At 72.7% G+C, this 17,581-nt stretch carries 19 protein-coding genes and 1 pseudogene; 5 read left to right on the forward strand and 15 right to left on the reverse strand.

Going from position 1 to position 17,581, the window contains the following annotated elements:
• Nucleotides 1-7: 7 nt before the first annotated feature.
• Nucleotides 8-802 carry a VOC family protein gene (locus S1361_RS03265; protein WP_208030335.1) on the reverse strand — a complete coding sequence of 265 codons (795 nt, stop codon included), beginning with the start codon at nt 800-802 and terminating at the stop codon, nt 8-10.
• A gap of 319 nt (nt 803-1,121) precedes the next feature.
• Here S1361_RS03265 and S1361_RS03270 point away from each other — a divergent pair, with 319 nt between their 5' ends.
• Nucleotides 1,122-2,003 carry an aminoglycoside phosphotransferase family protein gene (locus tag S1361_RS03270; protein WP_208036422.1) on the forward strand — a complete coding sequence of 294 codons (882 nt, stop codon included), beginning with the start codon at nt 1,122-1,124 and terminating at the stop codon, nt 2,001-2,003.
• A gap of 13 nt (nt 2,004-2,016) precedes the next feature.
• Here the strand turns inward: S1361_RS03270 and S1361_RS03275 are convergent, their stop codons facing one another.
• Nucleotides 2,017-2,505, reverse strand: coding sequence for a VOC family protein (locus S1361_RS03275; protein WP_208030336.1), 489 nt, complete (start codon nt 2,503-2,505; stop codon nt 2,017-2,019).
• A gap of 144 nt (nt 2,506-2,649) precedes the next feature.
• A complete protein-coding gene (locus S1361_RS03280; protein ID WP_208030337.1) occupies nt 2,650-3,042 on the reverse strand; it encodes a helix-turn-helix domain-containing protein in 393 nt (130 codons plus the stop codon).
• A gap of 283 nt (nt 3,043-3,325) precedes the next feature.
• Here S1361_RS03280 and S1361_RS03285 point away from each other — a divergent pair, with 283 nt between their 5' ends.
• Nucleotides 3,326-4,216 carry an RNA polymerase sigma factor SigF gene (locus S1361_RS03285; protein ID WP_208036423.1) on the forward strand — a complete coding sequence of 297 codons (891 nt, stop codon included), beginning with the start codon at nt 3,326-3,328 and terminating at the stop codon, nt 4,214-4,216.
• A gap of 17 nt (nt 4,217-4,233) precedes the next feature.
• On the opposite strand, the gene S1361_RS03290 is transcribed toward S1361_RS03285, so the two are convergent.
• The 5 genes and pseudogenes from S1361_RS03290 to S1361_RS03310 all read right to left on the reverse strand — a co-directional run bounded on the left by S1361_RS03290 (nt 4,234) and on the right by S1361_RS03310 (nt 8,610).
• Nucleotides 4,234-4,689, reverse strand: coding sequence for an ATP-binding protein (locus tag S1361_RS03290; RefSeq protein ID WP_208030338.1), 456 nt, complete (start codon nt 4,687-4,689; stop codon nt 4,234-4,236).
• A gap of 490 nt (nt 4,690-5,179) precedes the next feature.
• Nucleotides 5,180-6,409: pseudogene (locus tag S1361_RS03295) on the reverse strand (DUF6777 domain-containing protein); the annotation flags it as partial.
• A gap of 101 nt (nt 6,410-6,510) precedes the next feature.
• Nucleotides 6,511-7,503, reverse strand: a complete 993-nt coding sequence (locus tag S1361_RS03300; protein WP_208030339.1) for a serine/threonine-protein kinase — start codon at nt 7,501-7,503, stop codon at nt 6,511-6,513.
• Complete coding sequence (locus tag S1361_RS03305) at nt 7,503-8,045, reverse strand: SH3 domain-containing protein (RefSeq protein ID WP_208030340.1); 543 nt, start codon at nt 8,043-8,045, stop codon at nt 7,503-7,505. The genes S1361_RS03300 and S1361_RS03305 overlap by 1 nt, the downstream gene beginning before the upstream one ends.
• A 154-nt stretch (nt 8,046-8,199) precedes the next feature.
• Nucleotides 8,200-8,610: a hypothetical protein gene (locus S1361_RS03310; RefSeq protein ID WP_208030341.1), complete on the reverse strand. Its 411-nt coding sequence runs from the start codon at nt 8,608-8,610 to the stop codon at nt 8,200-8,202.
• A 333-nt stretch (nt 8,611-8,943) separates the two neighbouring features.
• Here S1361_RS03310 and S1361_RS03315 point away from each other — a divergent pair, with 333 nt between their 5' ends.
• On the forward strand, nt 8,944-9,327 hold the full coding sequence (locus tag S1361_RS03315) for a nuclear transport factor 2 family protein (protein ID WP_208030342.1): 384 nt from the start codon (nt 8,944-8,946) through the stop codon (nt 9,325-9,327).
• 26 nt (nt 9,328-9,353) lie between these two features.
• On the opposite strand, the gene mgrA is transcribed toward S1361_RS03315, so the two are convergent.
• On the reverse strand, nt 9,354-10,346 hold the full coding sequence (mgrA, locus tag S1361_RS03320; protein WP_208030343.1) for an L-glyceraldehyde 3-phosphate reductase: 993 nt from the start codon (nt 10,344-10,346) through the stop codon (nt 9,354-9,356).
• A 111-nt stretch (nt 10,347-10,457) separates the two neighbouring features.
• Between mgrA and S1361_RS03325 the strand changes: the two genes are divergently transcribed.
• Together S1361_RS03325 and S1361_RS03330 are read left to right on the forward strand one after the other, a co-directional pair.
• Nucleotides 10,458-11,372, forward strand: coding sequence for a LysR family transcriptional regulator (locus S1361_RS03325; RefSeq protein WP_208030344.1), 915 nt, complete (start codon nt 10,458-10,460; stop codon nt 11,370-11,372).
• A 300-nt stretch (nt 11,373-11,672) separates the two neighbouring features.
• The gene (locus S1361_RS03330; protein WP_208030345.1) at nt 11,673-12,188 is read left to right on the forward strand and encodes a mycothiol transferase; all 516 of its coding nucleotides are present in this window, start codon (nt 11,673-11,675) and stop codon (nt 12,186-12,188) included.
• Here S1361_RS03330 and S1361_RS03335 read toward each other — a convergent pair.
• From S1361_RS03335 to S1361_RS03360, 6 genes are all read right to left on the reverse strand, one after another.
• Nucleotides 12,170-13,249, reverse strand: a complete 1,080-nt coding sequence (locus S1361_RS03335; RefSeq protein ID WP_208030346.1) for an adenosine deaminase — start codon at nt 13,247-13,249, stop codon at nt 12,170-12,172. The genes S1361_RS03330 and S1361_RS03335 overlap by 19 nt on opposite strands.
• A gap of 37 nt (nt 13,250-13,286) precedes the next feature.
• On the reverse strand, nt 13,287-13,679 hold the full coding sequence (locus tag S1361_RS03340) for a VOC family protein (protein WP_208030347.1): 393 nt from the start codon (nt 13,677-13,679) through the stop codon (nt 13,287-13,289).
• A gap of 451 nt (nt 13,680-14,130) precedes the next feature.
• A complete protein-coding gene (locus S1361_RS03345; protein WP_208030348.1) occupies nt 14,131-15,063 on the reverse strand; it encodes a M48 family metalloprotease in 933 nt (310 codons plus the stop codon).
• Nucleotides 15,060-15,440, reverse strand: a complete 381-nt coding sequence (locus tag S1361_RS03350; protein ID WP_208030349.1) for a BlaI/MecI/CopY family transcriptional regulator — start codon at nt 15,438-15,440, stop codon at nt 15,060-15,062. The genes S1361_RS03345 and S1361_RS03350 overlap by 4 nt, the downstream gene beginning before the upstream one ends.
• A gap of 291 nt (nt 15,441-15,731) precedes the next feature.
• Nucleotides 15,732-16,637, reverse strand: a complete 906-nt coding sequence (locus S1361_RS03355) for an aldo/keto reductase (RefSeq protein ID WP_208030350.1) — start codon at nt 16,635-16,637, stop codon at nt 15,732-15,734.
• 34 nt (nt 16,638-16,671) lie between these two features.
• Nucleotides 16,672-17,382, reverse strand: coding sequence for a chitinase (locus tag S1361_RS03360; protein ID WP_208030351.1), 711 nt, complete (start codon nt 17,380-17,382; stop codon nt 16,672-16,674).
• Between the last annotated feature and the right edge of the window lie 199 nt (nt 17,383-17,581).

Raw genomic sequence — 17,581 nt, forward strand, 5'->3', positions numbered from 1 at the left:
GGTCCGGTCAGACGTCCTTGACCTTCGGCATCTCGCCCTCGGTGGTCGTGATGTCGATCACCGAGAAGTTCGCGCCCTGCGGGTCGCTCAGCGCCGCGAACCGGCCGAAGGGGCTGCTCATCGGCCCGAAGCGGAGGATCCCGCCGAGCTTGACGGCCCGGTCGACGGCGGCGTCGCAGTCGTCGACGGCGAAGTAGACATTGATGTACGACGGCACCTCGGGCGGGAAGTCGTCCGTCATCCGCATCCGGCCGAGCACGGTGTCCTCGCCGACGTCGAACATCCGGAAGTCGACCGCGTCGTCCTCGATCTCCTTCATCCGGTACGGGAAGACGGCCGAGAGGAAGGCGTCGGCCTGGTCCGGCTCCCTGGTGAAGACCTCGGCCCAGCAGTAGGCGCCGGGCGTGGCCGTCGTCTCGAAGCCCTCGTGGGTGCCCGCCTGCCACACGCCGAACACGGCCCCGCTGGGCTCCCGGGCCAGGCACATGGTGCCGAACTCGCCGACCCGCATCGGCTCCATCAGCACCTCGCCGCCGTTCTGCCGGATCTTCTCCGCGGTGGCCGCGGCGTCCGGTGAGGCGAAGTAGAGGCACCACTGCGACTGGCCCTCCTGTCCGGGCATCGGCGGGACGACGGCGGCGACGGCCTTGCCGTCCGTGTAGGCCTGTGTGTAGTTGCCGTACTCCGACGACGACTCGCCGAAGGTCCAGCCGAGGACGTCACCGTAGAACCGCTTGGCTCCCTCGACGTCGCTGAACATCGCATCGGCCCAACAGGGCGTTCCCTCGGGTTGCACGGCCATGATCGAAGCCCTCTCGGTCAGCTGGTGTGTCCCGCTACCTCACGCTAGCCACCCCGCCGTCGCCCCGCTCGCCGAACGCCCGAAGCCGCAGGACCGGGGGAAGCCGGGTGCGGGGCACAAGATCGGCGCGCGGTCACCGCAACCGCCACGGGACGCTCCGCACGCCCCCGTGACGCACCCCTCGTGACGCACACCCCCGTGACGCACGCCCTCGTGAGCCCGTCGAAATCCCGTCGACAGCGGGGGCGTCGAGGCGCTGGGATGAGCCTCGATGAGTGCCTTCCACAGCGACACACCGCAGCACCCGCACCCGCAGCGGATGCACACCGACGAGATCGCCGTCGGCGCCCCGCTGGTCCAGCGCCTGATCGCCCGCCGTTTCCCGCAGTGGGCGGCGCTGCCCGTGCGGCGTCTGGCGTCCTCCGGGACCGAGAACGCCATGTTCCGGCTGGGCGGCGACCTCGTGGTCCGGCTCCCCCGACGCCCCGCCGCCGCGCCGGACGTGACGCACGAGCAGCGCTGGCTGCCCCGGCTCGGTCCGCTGCTGCCGGTGGCGGTGCCCGAGCCGCTGGGGACGGGCGGACCCGATGCGGACTTCCCGTGGCCCTGGTCCGTGTACCGCTGGCTGGAGGGCCGTAATCCGGTCGCGGGGGCCGTGGCCGAACCCGAGCTGCTCGCCGGGCAGTTGGGGGGATTCGTGCGTGCGCTGCGCCGGATCGACCCGCACGACGGTCCGGCGGCCGCCCGGGGCGTGCCGCTCGCCGTCCGGGACGAGCCGACCCGGGCGGCGCTCGCCCGGCTCACCGGACGGATCGACACCGCGGCCGTGACGGCCCTGTGGGAGGAGGCGCTGCGGGCCCCGGCGCACGCGGGCCCGCCGGTCTGGGCGCACGCGGACCTGTCCCCGGGGAACGTGCTGGTCGACGGTGGACGGCTGAGCGCGGTCATCGACTTCGGCACCGCCGGGGTCGGCGACCCCGCCGTGGACCTGATCGTGGCCTGGAACCTGCTGCCCGCCACCGCCCGGGACGCCTTCCGTGCGGCCGTCGGCGCCGGGGACGCGGAGTGGGCGCGCGGGCGGGGCTGGGCCCTGTCGATCTCGCTGATCCAGCTGCCGTACTACCAGGACACCAACCCGGCCCTGGCGGAGAACTCCCGGCATGTGATCGCCGAGATCCTCGCCGAGGCCGGGACGCGGTGACGGCGCCCGGGCCTCAACCCTGCTCGCCGGCGTACGCCTGCTCCAGGGCCGCGGCGTCCAGCTTGCCCATGCCCATCATGGCCTTGGTGGCGCGCGCGGCCTTCTCCGGGTCCGGGTCGCCGATCATGTCGAGCAGCGGGGCGTAGACGACCTGCCAGGAGACGCCGTACTTGTCCTTGAGCCAGCCGCACGGGCCGCCCTCGCCGCCGTTCTCGGTGAGCTTCGTCCAGTAGTGGTCGATCTCGTCCTGGTCGGCGCACAGGATCTGGAAGGAGATCGCCTCGTTGAACCTGAACTCCGGACCGCCGTTGAGCGCGACGAACTTCTGGCCGTTGGCGGTGAACTCCACGGTCAGCACGGAACCGGCCGGACCGGGACCGGACTCGCCCCACCGGACGACCCGGCCGATGCGGGAGTTCTCGAAGACGGACACGTAGTGCTGCGCGGCCTCCTCCGCCTGGCCGTCGAACCAGAGACACGTGGTGAATCCGTCGGTGGTCATGAGTTCCTCCTGGGACGTCGAACGGCGCGTGGAACGCGGTCATGGGTATCGACCGCGCCGCGCCGCGAAACTCATCGGTCCCGTGCGTGCCCACTCGAACGGGTGAAGGGGCTGCGGCCCTGAGAGGCGACGGCGGGCAGCCGGTCAGGCGGCCAGGCAGAGCCCGCGGTAGGGCCGGTGCGGCGCGGCGGCGGACCTGCGCCGCTCGACCGTGCGCCGGGCCAGCTCGCCGTGCGCCAGCGACAGCAGGTCCCCGAGCCCCAGGCCCAGCGCGTGGGCGGCCGCGGCGAGCACCTCGGACGAGGCCTCCTTGCGGCCCCGCTCGATCTCGGACAGGTAGGGCAGTGAGATCCGGGCCGCGTCGGCCACGTCCTTGAGCGTGCGTTCCTGCGCCTGCCGCTCGCGGCGCAGCACCTCGCCGACCAGGTCCCGCCAGAGGGGCTCTCTGGGTGCGGGCTCGGTCTCCGGCGCGGCCGGCCGGGCGGGTGCCGGCCGGAGAGGGACCACTCGGGCTTCGTCGCTCACCGGGTTGCTCATCCCGTCAGCCTAGAAGCGGTACGGTCGGGGACAAGGGCCCGGTATTGCGCCCTGAGGGAAATCGCGGCCGGTCGGCGGCTCGGACCGGTCGTTTCCCGCCAGTGCGGAACGGCCGGTGCATGCGTCGCGTCACCGGGGGTACCCGCGCCGTGAGCGCCTCGACGGCATGCATGGACCGCGGGTTCAGGGGGTACCCGGGGTTGGTGAGCTGTACGAGCTGTGCCGGGCATCCGGCACATGCTGTCGAGGCGGACGTCGAACCGTGACTTTCGTGGGAGAGGTAATGAACACCGCCGCCGGGATCCGGTCGGAAGCAGAGGTCATGGAACAGACCGAGCAGGACAGGACGGGCGAGGGATCACTGCCTGGTATCGCGGATCCGACGTCCATCGCCCCACGGGACGCGCGGGAGCTGTCCCGCCAGTTCTTCCGCCGGCTGGCGGAGCTGGAAGAGGGCACGCACGAGTACCAGTACGCGCGCAACACCCTCATTGAGATGAACATGTCGCTGGTGCGGTTCGCGGCGGGGCGGTTCCGGGGCCGCGGGGACGACATGGAGGACATCGTCCAGACCGGCATGATCGGTCTGATCAAGGCCATCGACCGGTTCGAACTGGCGCGCGAGGTCGAGTTCACCTCGTTCGCGCTGCCGTACATCGTCGGCGAGATCAAGCGGTTCTTCCGGGACACCACCTGGGCCGTCCATGTGCCGCGCCGGCTCCAGGAGCTGCGGGTGGAGCTGGCCAAGGCGCGCGAGGAGCTGTCCAGCCGGCTGGACCGCGATCCGACCACCGCCGAGCTGGCCACGCTGATGAACCTCTCCGAGAAGCAGGTCGTCGAGGCCCAGCTCGCCTCCAACGGCTACAACTCGGCCTCCCTGGACGCGGCGCTCACCGGCGACGGCCCCGAGGACGGCGAGGCGGTGCTCGCCGACTTCATCGGTGTCGAGGAGGAGGGGCTGCAGCTCGTGGAGGACTTCCACGCACTCGCCCCGCTGATGGCGGAGCTGAGCGAACGCGACCGCCGGATCATCCACCTGAGGTTCGTGGAAGAGGCCACGCAGGCGGAGATCGGGGAGCTGCTCGGCTGCTCGCAGATGCACGTCTCCCGGCTGATCAAGCGGATCATCTCCCGGCTGCGCGAGGGGATGCTCGGCGAGCTGGGCTGCGCCTGACGCCGGGCACCCCGCTCTCAGGCCCGCCGTAGCTCGAAGACCGCGCGCACGCGCTTGCCCACCGGTACGCGCTCGACGGTGACCTGCGAGGCCAGGGCGTGCACGATCTCCAGACCGTGCCGCCCGATCCGCTGGGGGTCCTTCGGGAAGCGGCGGGGCAGGGCGCTGCTGCTGTCGTACACGGACACCACTACCGCGGCGTCCGTGCCTTCCAGTTCCAGGATGTACGGCCCGTTGCTGTGCCGGTCGGCGTTGGTGACCAGCTCGCTCACCATGAGCAGCAGCTCGCCGTCGGTCCGGCCGTCGGCGGTGGCGCACCACTCGGTGCGCAGTTGCTCGAGAAACCGGGACGCGAAGGCGCGTGCGTCGGCGATGCACCCGGGTTCACCGGTGTAGTGCGCCGCTCGCCGCAGTGGTTCCACGGGTACGTCGAAACCAGTCGGTATCACTGCCCCGCCCAGGTGCTCGGTCATACTGTCTCTCTCGGAAAACCCGGTCCGGCCGGTCGATGTTGCACCAGTCCTCGTACCCCGAGTCCGGCACAGCAGTCCACCCGATCTGTTCGCCCACCGCGCACAGTGGCGAGAGTCACTGCGACGGCTGCTCCTGCTGCTGTTCTTGCTGTTGCGGCGCCTGCGACTGCCCGCCGGTCTGGGGGGCCGCGGTCTCGGCGGGTGCCGGCGCGGAGGGGGCCGAGGACGGGGGCGTGACAGCGGGCTTCTCCAGCGAGGGCGATCCCGCCGACGGAGCCGACGTCTCGGCGGACGAGGGCTGGGCCGACGGCGTCTCGGTCGCCGGGCTCTTCTCGCTCGACGGTGCGCTCGTCTCCGGCGACGAGGGCGAGGCCGGCTTCGACTCGGAGGACGAGGACGACTCCGACGACGGCGACGACGACTTCGACTCCGAGGGCGGGGACGACTCCGGCGACTTCGAGGACGGTGACGAGGTCGAGGACTCGGAGGACGGCGACGACGACTTCGAGGAGGGCGAGGACGACTCCGACGACGGCGACGACGGCGACGACGACTTCGACGACGGCGAGGACGGCGACGACGACGAGGACGACGGGGACGTGGAGGACGAGGGGGACGAGAGGGACGGCGAGGGGCTGGCGTTGGGCGACGTCGGTGGGCAGGGCGACCCGGAGCCCTTCCCGGTCACGCACGGTGCCGGGACCCACGGACGCGTGTCCTTCGGCGGCTTGCCGCGCTGGTCGTGCCGGCCGGTGTCGTCACCGCGGTGGCGGTGCAGCCACTCGTGGTGGTGGGAGTCGTAGATCACGAAGACGTTGACGATCACGGGGGCGGGCTGCACCAGGACGACGTTCGCGGGCTGGTACGAGGACCAGCGCTGGCCGACCAGCCGCGGAGCGGTGTGCTGGGCGACCGGCTCCTTCAGCGGGTTGCCGCAGGCGCAGCGCAGCCGGGGCACGCCGTGGCCGTCGATCAGGACCGCGGTACCGCTCTGCAGGACGGCCTGGTAGCTGGTGGCGTTGCCGTCGCGGTACCCGTGGTTGGTGACGCGGGTGTCCGCGCGCAGTTGCACCGAGGTGAGGGAGCGGAGGTAGGCGGAGACGCCGGCGGGCTGCACGCCGATCGACGAGGCGAACGCCCGGTTCTTGCTCGGGTCGGCCTGCAGGGCCCTGATCTGCCTCTCGACGTCGCAGCTGGCGGTCTTGCGGACACCGCTGTACAGGCCGGGCGCGCCGCCCTGCACGCCGCGGACCTCGGACGGGCCGGTGGGCGGAGGGGCGGCGGGGGTGGTCTGCCCCGGGGAGGTGGTGCCCCGGCCGGGGGGCGTGGTGCCCTTCCCGGGCGAGGTGGTCGTCTTCCCGGGTGTGGTGGTGGTCTTCCCCGGCGCGGTCGGGGTGGTGCCTTCTGTCGCGGTCGACTCCGTGAACGGGTCCTGGCCGGTGCTGTTGGCGGCCTCCAGGAAGACCTCGCCGCGCGCGGTGGATCCGCCGCCGCCCGGATGGGTGAAGAACACCCCGAGGACCACGGCGGCGACCAGGGCCGCGGTGAGCGCTGCCACCCGGGGCACCGACTTCCACCAGGGGCCGTGCGGCTCCTTGCCCCCATAGCCGCCGGACGGCGGCTGGGAGGGGGGCGGGCCGGCGGGCGGTCGGGACGAGCCCGACAGCGGGCCGGAGGGCGGCCCGGTGGGACGGCCGGAGGAGGGAGGTTCGACGCTCACGAGCCCTACTTCCCGTCGCGCAGGTGCTCCCCGTGGCGATGCGCGGCTTCACTCAGACAATCCGTCAAGCCCGTTTTGATGCGTTTGGCTGCACATTGACACTATTGTGTGCCGGGAAACCGCGCGGCCCGCAAGCCGAACACCGGGTCGGCCCAGGCCGGTGGCCGGGGTGCGGTTTCCGGGCGGCCCGGTTCCGGACCACCGTCCGCGGGCCCGACGGCCAGGGCCGCGCGCAGGGCGGCGACGAAGGCGAGGCAGGTGTCGTGGCGGGCGTCCGGGCTCTTGGCCAGGGCCTTGGCGAAGACCGGGTCGACGGCCGCGGCGAGACCGGGGCGGGTCCCGCTCGGCGGGGGCGGCTCGTCGTACTGGTGGGCCCACAGCAGGGCCATGTCGTCCTCGCGCTGGAACGGGGGGCGGCCGGTGAGGGTCTCGTAGACGACGCAGGACAGGCTGTAGACGTCGCAGCGGCCGTCGACGGGGCGGCCGGAGATCTGCTCGGGGGCCACGTAGTCGAGGGTGCCGACGAACTGGCCGACGCTGGTGAACCCGGTCAGGGACAGCGACTTCTTGGTGAGCCCGAAGTCGGTGAGGTACACGTACTCCGGGTGGTCGCTGTCGGTGCCCTCGGCGACCAGGATGTTGCCGGGCTTGACGTCCCGGTGGACCAGACCGTGCTCGTGGGCGGCGTCCAGGGCGGAGGCCACCTGGCCGGCGATCCGCACCGCGTCCGGCGGCGGCAGCGGGCCTCGCACGTCCAGGAGGTGGCGCAGGTCGCTGCCGGGGACGTACCGCATGGCGATGTACAGCACCCCGTCGGTCTCGCCGGCCTCGAAGACCGGCACGATGTGCGGGTGGTCGATCGCCGCGGCCACCTGGGACTCGTGGATGAAGCGCTTGCGGAACGTGTCGTTGCGGGCCAGTTCCGGGGCGAGCAGTTTCAGCGCGACCGTACGGTCCAGGCGCAGGTCGTGGGCGCGGTAGACGACCGCCATGCCACCGCGCCCGATCTCCCTCTCGATCGCGTAGCCCGCCACCCGCCGGCCGACCAGCTCCCCCGAGGGGCGGCCCGCGAACAGGCTGGTCTCGCCGGCCATCAGCGCTCACCCTCGGGCGCGACGAGCCGGGTGGGGGCGTGGCCGGTGTCGTCCGCCCCGTCCACCGACCGGTCGGCGGCGTAGGTGCTCAGCCGCCGTCCGTCGCCGTACAGCCACCGCTCCTCCTGCGGGTCGTACAGCCACATGGACACGCCGTCGACCACCAGCCCGATCCGCAGCCCCCGGGTGCGGGTCTCGAAGGCCTCGCCGTCCAGGCTCCCGGCCGCCAGGTCCTCCACCGCGGCCCGGTAGTCGGCCAGCGCCTGCTCGGCGCGGGCGAGCAGGGGGCGCGGATCGGCGGTGCCGTGGGGTTCGCCGCCGGCGGGCGGGTCGTCGGGTACGGCGACGAGGAGGCGGCCGTCGACCCAGGCGGCCCAGCCGTTGGCGCAGCGGATGTACCCCCAGTCGCCGCGCCGCTCCACGAGCTGAACCGGCAGCAACGGGTCCAGGGGCACGGTGGGCCGCGCCGGGTCCGGGGCCTCCCAGGCGGGCAGGCCGTGCGGCGGGACGACGTGCGTGGGCCGGAATCCGGGGGCGCTCATCGCCCGCCCGCCTCAGGCTCGGGACCGGCTCGCACCGGCGCGGCGGCCGGGCGGCCACGCACCCCGGGAACACGGACGGCACCACCAGCACGCATGCCGGAATTCTACCGATTCGTCGACTCGGGCGCCCCGCACGGCGACCGCGGACGGCCGGTCAGGCGACGGGTACGACGAGGACCGGGACGGTCCGCTGCATGCGCAGCGCGTCGACGGACTCCGCCAGCAGCTCGTACTCGGTGGTGTCGTCGCCGGTCGCGATCCGCACCAGCCTGCCCGCGGCCAACTCGTCGGCGACCAGCTCCTGCTGGTCCGGGTCGCCGCACCAGGCGCGCAGCACGGCCGGCACGTCGGGCACGGTGCCGGCGACCGGGACGAGCGAGCCGGCCGGGAACTGCTCCGCCTCGGGCTGCGGGTCGAGCCGGTCGGCGATCCAGTTCGCGCGGTCGCGCAGCCACCACAGGGCGAGGGCCAGGGTGGGCGCCCGGTAGGTCCCCAGGGGCACTCCGATGCGCCGGCCGCCGCAGGTGCCGTACGCGGTGACATGGCACAGGAACTCGTCGTGCATGCACACTCCCCCGTCGCGTCTTCGCCTGCCGGCGGGACTCGCTTTCGGTGCGGCTCATGTGCGGTGCGTGAGCGGAACCTCGCTGGAAGTGAAGTCCTCACAGACGAGTATGTTCACTGCTGAATCACTGTCACCATGCCTTTCCAGCCAGTCTCTTGGCATATTCCGCGCCCGCTCTGGCCGGAAATATGGCGGCCGTACGGCCGTCCGGACATGACCCCGGAGGTAATCGACCCGGCGGCCGTTCCTCCCGCATGGTGGTCACACCGGATCGGCGAACCCGCGATCCCAACCCTGACCAGCAGAGACGACCTCGATGGAGGATGCTTCGCCATGGCCGTGCACACCGACCGTTACGAGAACGCCGCAGCCCGTTACTTCGAGGCCTGGAACGCCACCGGGCAGGAGGCCGTCGAGAAGGCCGTCGCCGCGGCGTGGACCGCGGACGGCGGCTACACCGACCCCCTCGCGGACGTCCGCGGCCACGACGGGATCGCGGCCGTGATCGCGGGCGTCCACGAGCAGTTCCCGGGCTTCGTGTTCCGTCCGCTGGGCGCGGTCGACGGGCACCACGACACCGCGCGCTTCGGCTGGGAGCTGGTGAACCCGTCCGACGGCTCGGCGCCGGTGGCCGGGTTCGACGTGGTCACGCTGGACGGCGAGGGGCGCATCCGGCAGGTGCTGGGGTTCCTGGACCGGGTGCCGGCGGGCGCCTGACCCGGCCCTCCCCCGATCGTCCGGCGCTACGGCCGGACGATCGCGTCGATCCGCGCCAGCTCGTCGGCGTCGAAGTCCAGGGCGCGGATGGCCGCGACGCTGTCCTCCAGCTGCCGCGCGCTGCTCGCGCCGACCAGGGCGGAGGTCACCCGGCCGCCGCGCAGCACCCAGGCAAGGGCGAGCTGGGCCAGGGTCTGGCCGCGCGACTTCGCGATCTCGTCCAGCGCGCGCAGCCGGGCGACCAGGTCCTCGGTGACCGCGTCCGAGTTCAGGAACGGGCTGTCGCTCGCGGCCCGGGAGTCCTCGGGGATGCCGTCGAGGTAGCGGCCGGTGAGCAGGCCCTGCTCCAGCGGGGAGTACGCGATGGAGCCGACCTGGAGCTCGTCCAGGGCGTCGAGCAGGCCCTCGTCCTCGGGGCGCCGGTCGAGCATCGAGTAGCGCGGCTGGTGGATGAGGAGCGGGGTGCCCAGTTCGCCGAGGATGCGGGCGGCCTCGCGGGTCTGCTCGGCGGAGTAGTTGGACACGCCGACGTAGAGGGCCTTGCCCTGCTGCACCGCCGTGTGCAGGGCGCCCATCGTCTCCTCCAGGGGAGTGTCCGGGTCGAAGCGGTGCGAGTAGAAGATGTCGACGTAGTCCAGGCCCATCCGCTTCAGGCTCTGGTCGAGCGAGGACAACAGGTACTTGCGCGAGCCCCATTCGCCGTACGGGCCGGGCCACATCAGATAACCGGCCTTGGTGGAGATCACCAGCTCGTCCCGGTGGCGGGCGAAGTCCGCCTTCAGCGCCTCGCCGAAGGCGGACTCGGCGGCGCCGGGCGGCGGCCCGTAGTTGTTCGCCAGGTCGAAGTGGGTCACGCCGAGGTCGAAGGCGCGGCGCAGGACGGCCCGCTGGGTCTCGACGGGCCGGTCGGGACCGAAGTTGTGCCACAGGCCGAGCGACAGGGCGGGGAGTTTCAGGCCGCTGCGTCCGGTCCGCCGGTAGGGCATGTCGGCGTAGCGGTCGGGGTGTGCGGTGTACAACGGGACTCCAGAGGGGTGGGCACACGATCTACCGGTTCCACTCTTCCCCGCACGGTGGACAGCGGTCCAACAGGAGAATCCGATGAGATTCAGCGGATAGGCTTCTCAATCATGGAACTGCGCCACCTCCAGCACTTCGTCGCGGTCGCCGAGGACCAGCACTTCACCCGGGCCGCCGAGCGCCTGATGGTGTCCCAGTCGGGCCTGTCCGCGTCCATCCGGGCCCTTGAGCGGGAGCTGCGGGCCCCGCTGTTCGTGCGGACCACCCGGAGGGTGACGCTCACCGAGGCGGGGCGGGCGCTGCTGGTGGAGGCCGAGCGGATCCTGGCGCAGGTGCGCTCCGCGCACGAGGCGGTGGCCGCGGTGCAGGGCGTGCTGCGGGGCACGCTGGCGCTCGGCACCGAGCAGTGCATCGCAGGGGTGCACGTGGCCCGGCTGCTGGCGGCCTTCCGGGGCCGGCACCCCGATGTGGAGATCCGGCTGCGGCAGGCCGGCTCGGGTGCGCTGGCCGAGGAGGTCGCGGCCGGGCGGCTCGACCTGGCGTTCGCCTACCGCACCCAGGCAGACACCGACCAGCTGCGCTCGGTGGCACTGACCAGCGAGCCGATGACCGTGCTGTGCCACCCGAGCCACCGGCTGGCCGCGGCCCCGGCCGTGCTCGGCCCGGACGACCTCGCCGGGGAGGTGTTCGTGGACTTCCACCCCGACTGGGGTCCGCGCCGCACCACCGACGCGGCGTTCGCCGCGGCCGGCATCCGGCGCACGGTCGCGCTGGAGGTCAACGACGTGCACAGTCTGCTGGACCTGGTGGACGAGAATCTGGGGATCGCCGTCGTACCCCGGCATTTCCGGCACAAGCGGCCGACGCTCGCGGCGCTCCCGCTGAAGGGCCCGATCGAGGCGGAGTACGAGACGGTCGCCCTGCTGCCGCCGGACCGGGCCACGAGTCCGGCCGCCCGGGCGCTCGTCACCCTGCTCGAAACAGAGGGCCTGACACCACCCCCGGAGGGGGCCCAGCCCTCCTGATGCCGGCCGGACGCACGGCGGCGGGCACGCTCACCGGTACGTCCGGCCGACCGGCGGCGGCCCGGGGGACGGCCACACCGACACCCCGTCACCTTGCGCTCCCCAAGGGGGAGTTCGCACAGGTCACCGAGGAACCGACGGCCTACTGCCGGCCGTGTACCGCGCGAGCCGAACGGTCGCTTGCTGCACAACGGGCCCAGCACAGGGCCGCCGGACGACTTCCCCTGGGGCACCCGCCGGGCTTCCGCGGAAGCTGGGTTCCGGACGCGTGAGCGGCGGCGGTTTGCGATGGTGGACGGTATGCATGCAAAGGACATCCTCATCGACGGCTACGGCCGTATCCAGGAAGAAGTCCATGCCGCCCTCGACGGCCTCGGCCCGGACGAACTGCAGCACCGTCCGGCCCCCGGCGCCAACTCCATCGCCTGGCTGGTCTGGCACCTCACCCGGGTACAGGACGACCACGTCGCCGACGCGTTCGAGCTCGACCAGGTGTGGCTCTCCCAGGGCTGGGAGAAGCGGTTCGGCCTCGGTCTGCCCCGGCACGACACCGGTTACGGGCACACCCCCGCCAAAGTCGCGAAGGTGCGGGTCGAGTCGGCGGACCTGCTGACCGGGTACTACGACGCCGTCCACGAGCAGACCCTCGGCGCCCTGCGCTCGCTGGCCGCCAAGGACCTGGAACGCATCGTGGACGAGCGCTGGGATCCCCCGGTGTCGCTGGGGGTCCGCCTGGTGAGCGTCCTGTCCGACGACCTCCAGCACGTCGGACAGGCCGCCTACCTCAGGGGGCTGCTTCAGAGCGCGGCCGCGTAACCCGGCAGAACCACGTCCTCGATGAGGGCCTTGCGCTCGTCGAACGGGATGAACGCGCTCTTGAGGGCGTTCACGGTGACCGTGCGCAGGTCCTCGACGGTCCAGCCCGCCTGCTCCACCAGCAGGGACATCTCGCGCGTCATCGTCGTACCCGACACCAGACGGTTGTCGGTGTTCAGGGTGACCCGGAAGCCCAGGTCCTTCAGGGCGGTGATCGGGTGCTCGGCGATCGAGGTGGCGCAGCCCGTCTGCAGGTTGGAGGTGGGGCACATCTCCAGGGCGATACGGCGGTCGCGCACCCAGGAGGCGAGCCGGCCGAGCTTGCCGGACGCGAGGTCGGGGATGTCCTCGGTGAGGCGGACGCCATGGCCGATGCGCTGGGCGCCGCACACCTGGAGGGCCTGGTGGATGCTGGGCAGACCGTGCGCCTCGCCGGCGTGGATGGTGAAGGGCACGTTCTCGCGGCGCAGGTGCTCGAAGGCGGCGAGGTGGTCGGCGGGCGGGAAACCGTCCTCGGCGCCGGCGATGTCGAAGCCGACGACACCGGCGTCCCGGTAGGCGACGGCCAGGTCGGCGGCCTCACGGACGCGGTCGAACATCCGCATGCCGCACAGCAGGGTGCCGACCCGGACCGGGGTGCCGGCCGCCGCGGCCTTCGCCATGCCGGCGGCGAGGCCCTCCTGGACGGTCTCCACGACCTCGCTCATCGTCAGCCCGCCGTTGGTGTTCAGCTCGGGCGCGTAACGCACCTCGGCGTAGACGACACCGTCGGCGGCGAGGTCGAGGACGTACTCCTCGGCGGTGCGCAGCAGGCCCTCGCGGGTCTGCATGACGGCGAGGGTGTGCTCGAAGGTGGCGATGTAGCGGACCAGGTCGCCGGAGTTGGCGGCCTCGAAGTACCAGGCGGCCAGCTCGTCGGGGTCGGTGGTGGGCAGGGTGTGGCCGACCGCGTCCGCGAGTTCGACGACGGTGGCGGGGCGCAGGCCGCCGTCGAGGTGGTCGTGCAGGACGGCCTTGGGGAGCCGGCGGAGGGTCTCGGAGTCGATGCGGGACGCGGTCATGGTCGTTTCGTTCCTCGGCAGGTGGTGCGGTGGTGGGTCAGTGTCCGGCGGGCTGGAGCAGGTCCCAGCGGTTGCCGTACAGGTCCTGGAAGACGGCGACCGTGCCGTACGGCTCGTGGCGCGGCTCTTCCAGGAAGGTCACGCCGGCCGCGGTCATCCGGGCGTGGTCGCGGGCGAAGTCGTCGGTGTGCAGGAAGAAGCCGACGCGCCCGCCGGTCTGGTCCCCGACCCGGGCCCGCTGGCCGGCGTCCTTGCCGCGGGCCAGCAGCAGACCGGTGCCCAGGCCGTCACCGGGCTCGACGACGACCCAGCGGGAGCCGTCGGGGCGCGGGGCGTCCTCGACGAGATGGAACCCCAGGGCCTCCGTGTAGAAGCGGATAGCCTCGTCGTAGTCGTGCACGACGAGGGTGACCAGGGCGAGGCGGCGCATGCTGACCTTCCGGACGGGGCTGGTTAGCGGACGAGGTTATACGTAAAACCTACCGCACGCCAGTGCTGGTTCTACGCGCGTCACGCAAGGGGCCTCTTGGAGTTGGTGCGGGGCTATGTGGCGAGCCGGCGCGGGGCTATGCGGGGAGCCCATGCGGGGCTCTGCGAAGAGCCGACGCGGGGCTCTGCGAGGAGCCGGCCCAGGGCTCGGCGGGAAGCCGGCGCGGGGCTCTGTGGCGAGCCGGCCCAGGGTTCCACGACGAGCCGGCCCAGGGTTCCGCGACGAGCCGGCCCAGGGTTCCGCGACGAGCCGGCCCAGGGTTCCGCGACGAGCCGGCCCAGGGTTCCGCGACGAGCCGGCGCAGGGTTCCGCGGCTAGCCGGCGCAGGGCCCTGTGGCGAGCCGGCGCAGGGTTGCGCGGCCGTGGCCGAGCGGTGCTCAGGGCGTCCCCCTCAGGGGGCTTCCTCCCCTTGTGCTACCTCCACGCGGTGGTGGACGTCGGCCGTCGCGGTGGCCGAGGCCCCGCAGGACAGGGCGGCGCAGGCGGCGAGGAGCGTGGCGATCGTGCGGCCCGCCCGGGGGCGCGGGGGCCGGGGGGCGGCCAGCAGGGCCTGGACGCGTCGCGGGACGGGCCCGGTGGCGGCTCCGGGCATGAAGCCGGGCCGGGCGGACCGGGCGGCGTGGCCGGCGAGGGCCGCGCGGGCGATGGCCCGGGCGGTCAGGCGCCGGTCGCCGACCGAGGCGGCGGCGGCCTCGTCGGCGGCCCGTTCGGCGGCGAGCCGGATCGTGTCACGGACCCGGCGCAGCGCTGGATGGCAGTGCGCCACGAGCTCCGCGGCGGCGAGGGCGGCGTGGTGGCCGCCCGCGTTGTGCGCCCGCTCGTGCGCGAGCAGCGCCTCCCGCTCGGGGCCGTCGAGGCTGCGCAGCATCGCCGTGGTGACGACGATCCGGTGCGGGCGGCCGGGCAGTGCGTACGCGTCGGGCCGGGGCGAGTCCACCACGCACAGGTCGCCGGCGGCGGGCCGGTGCGCGGTCTCGGCCCGGGCCGCCCGGTAGGCCCGGACCTGGCGCACCGCCGAGCGGATCAGGGCCCAGCCGGAGCGGGCGAGGGCGCCGGCCGAGGCGACGGCGGCCGGGACGACGAAGACGGCGGAGGCGGTGTGCAGTGGGTGGACCAGCTCACCGAGCGCGGCGAAGAGCGGCAGTTCGAGCAGCCCGATGAGGACCAGCGCGCCGAGCGCTGCCAGCGAGCAGCCGGCGAGGAGCACGGCGCAGCCGGTGACGGCCCACAGGGCGACGGCCGGGGCCAGCCGGCTCAGCGCCCGGCGGGCCAGGACCGGCAGGGCACACGGCAGCAGCAGGGGGAGCAGCAGCAGTGCGGTCATCGGCCGTCGGCTTCGAGCAGGTCCCGCAGGACACGTTCGTCGTCCGGGCTGAGCTGGGCGACGAAGCGGGCGAGGACGGTCTCCCGGTCGCTGTCCCGGTCCAGCTCGCTGTGCATCCGGCGGGCGGTGAGACCGTGGGCGTCCGGGACGTCCCGCGCGGGAGCGTAGGCGTAGCCGCGGCCCTGGCGCCGGCGGTCGACGACCCCCTTGTCGTGCAGCCGGGTGAGGATCGTCGTCACCGTCGTACGGGCGAGGTCCACGCCCAGGCTCTGCTGGACCTGTCCGGGTGTCCGGGGCGCGTCGGCGGCCCAGAGGACGGCCATGACGCTCGCTTCGAGTTCGCCGGCCGGCCGACGTTCGTCCTTGGCGTCGGTCATGGGAAGGTTCCTCACCCCGTCTTCGTCCGGCGTCCGGCTCCGTCTACACGATGGTAGTCGCGGCGATCCGCTCCACGGCCGCCGACCGGGAGAGAGCCCGGGGACGACCTGCCGGTCCCTGCCGGACGCCTCCGCGGGCCCTCCCCGGTCGCCCTCCGTCAGTCCCGCCGACGACGGCCGGCCGGTTTCTGCGGGACGCCCTCCGTCAGTCCCACCGAGGACGCCTTCCGGTCTCTGCGGTCTCTGCGGTCCCTGCCGGACACCCCGCGGACCCTCCCCGGCCCACCTCCGTCACTCCCGCCGACCACGAGCCTCGCCGAGCCGCGTCAGTTCCGCTTCGGTGAGCCGCAGCGAACCCGCGGCGACGTTCTCGACCAGGTGGCCGGGATCGCCCGTGCCGGGGATGGCGAGGACGTGCGGGCCCTGGTGCAGGGTCCAGGCGATGCGGATCTGCGCGGGGCTCACGCCGTGGGCCCGGGCGACGGAGAGCAACGCGTCGTCGTGAGCGGCCGTCGCACCACGTTCCCCGCCCGCCCCGGCCACGGCGTAGAAGGGGACGAAGGCGATGCCGTGCTCCCCGCACAGCCGCAGGACCTCGTCGCCGACGGGGTCGGGACGGTCCACCGCGTACCGGTTCTGCACGCTCACCACCGGCGCGATCGCCAGCGCCTCGGCGAGGTGCCGGGGTTCGGCGTCGGAGATCCCGAGGTGCCGGATCAGCCCCGCCTCCCGCAACTCGGCGAGCGCACCGAAGTGTTCGGCGATGGAGTCCTGGCGCATCCGGCGGAGGTACACGACGTCGAGATGGTCCCGCCCGAGTTGGCGCAGGTTCTCCTCGACGTGGCCGCGCAGCTGCTCGGGCCGGGCCGAGGTGCCCCACTCGCCGTGGTAGTCCCGGTAGGGGCCGACCTTGGTGGCGATGACCAGGCCGTCGGGGTACGGGGAGAGCGCGCTGTTGATGAGTTCGTTGGCGGAACGCAGCGCGGAGAAGTAGAAGGCCGCCGTGTCGATGTGGTTCACGCCCAGTTCGACGGCCCGGCGCAGGACGGCGAGTGACCGTTCGCGGTCGCTCGGGGTGCCGAGGTGGAAGGCGGCGCTGCCCGTCAGCCGCATCGCGCCGAGGCCGATGCGGTGGACGGGCAGGTCGCCGAGTTTCCAGGTGCCGGAGGAGGCCGCGGTGATCGGTTCGGCTGTCATCGGCGGAGTTTCGCACACGGCACCCGGGCGGGGCTCAGCAGTACAGGTTGGCGCCCGGTGAGACCCCGAGGATCTGGGTGAAGCGCTGGTAGGCGGAGACCCGGCTCTGCACCTGCGCGGGGTTCTTGCCGTCGCACTCCAGCGAGCCGTTGATGCTGCGTATGGTCTGGCCGAAGCCGGCGCCGCCGACCATGGCGTTGTGACCGGTCATGGTGCCGGGCCCGGTCTGGGTGTTCCAGTACCACAGGCCGGTCTTCCACGCGACGGACGCGTTGTTCTGCACCAGGTTCGGGTTGTTGAGCAGGTCGATGCCGAGCGCGTCGCCCGCGGTCTTGTAGTTGAAGTTCCAGGAGAGCTGGATGGGTCCGCGCCCGTAGTACGCCGCCTGCCCCGCCGGACAGCCGTACGGCCGGCTCCAGTCGCAGTAGTGCGGGTAGTTGGCGGTGTTCTGCTCGACGACGTACACCAGACCGCCGGTCTCGTGGCTGACGTTGGCGAGGAAGGCGGCGGCCTCCTGCTTCTTCACGGTGTCGCTGCCGGTGTTCGCGAACGCGGGGTAGGCACTCAGGGCGGCGGTCAGACCACTGTAGGTGTAGAACGAATTCCGGTTCGGGAACATCTGGTTGAACTGGGACTCGCTGACCACGAAGCCGGCGGCGGAGGCCGTGGGGGCCGCCTGGAGCACCAGGGCGGAGACTCCCAGGGCGAGCGAGGTCAGAAGTGCGGCGATGCGGCGCCTCGACATGGACCAACTCCTTTGCGCAGCACGGCCGCACCCGGGGAGCCGGGAACGGCCGTGATGGGGGGTTGGCCACACTCAACCGCCTTGGTCTGTACCAGTCAAGGGTGTAGACCAGTCAAACACTCGCCGGTTGCTTCGGTGAACCTGGCGGGGACCCAAGGGACTTGGGCAGGCAGAAGCGAGCGGGCCCGGCCGCGTCTGC

Origin of the sequence: Streptomyces cyanogenus (assembly GCF_017526105.1) — a bacterium.
GTDB lineage: Bacteria > Actinomycetota > Actinomycetes > Streptomycetales > Streptomycetaceae > Streptomyces > Streptomyces cyanogenus.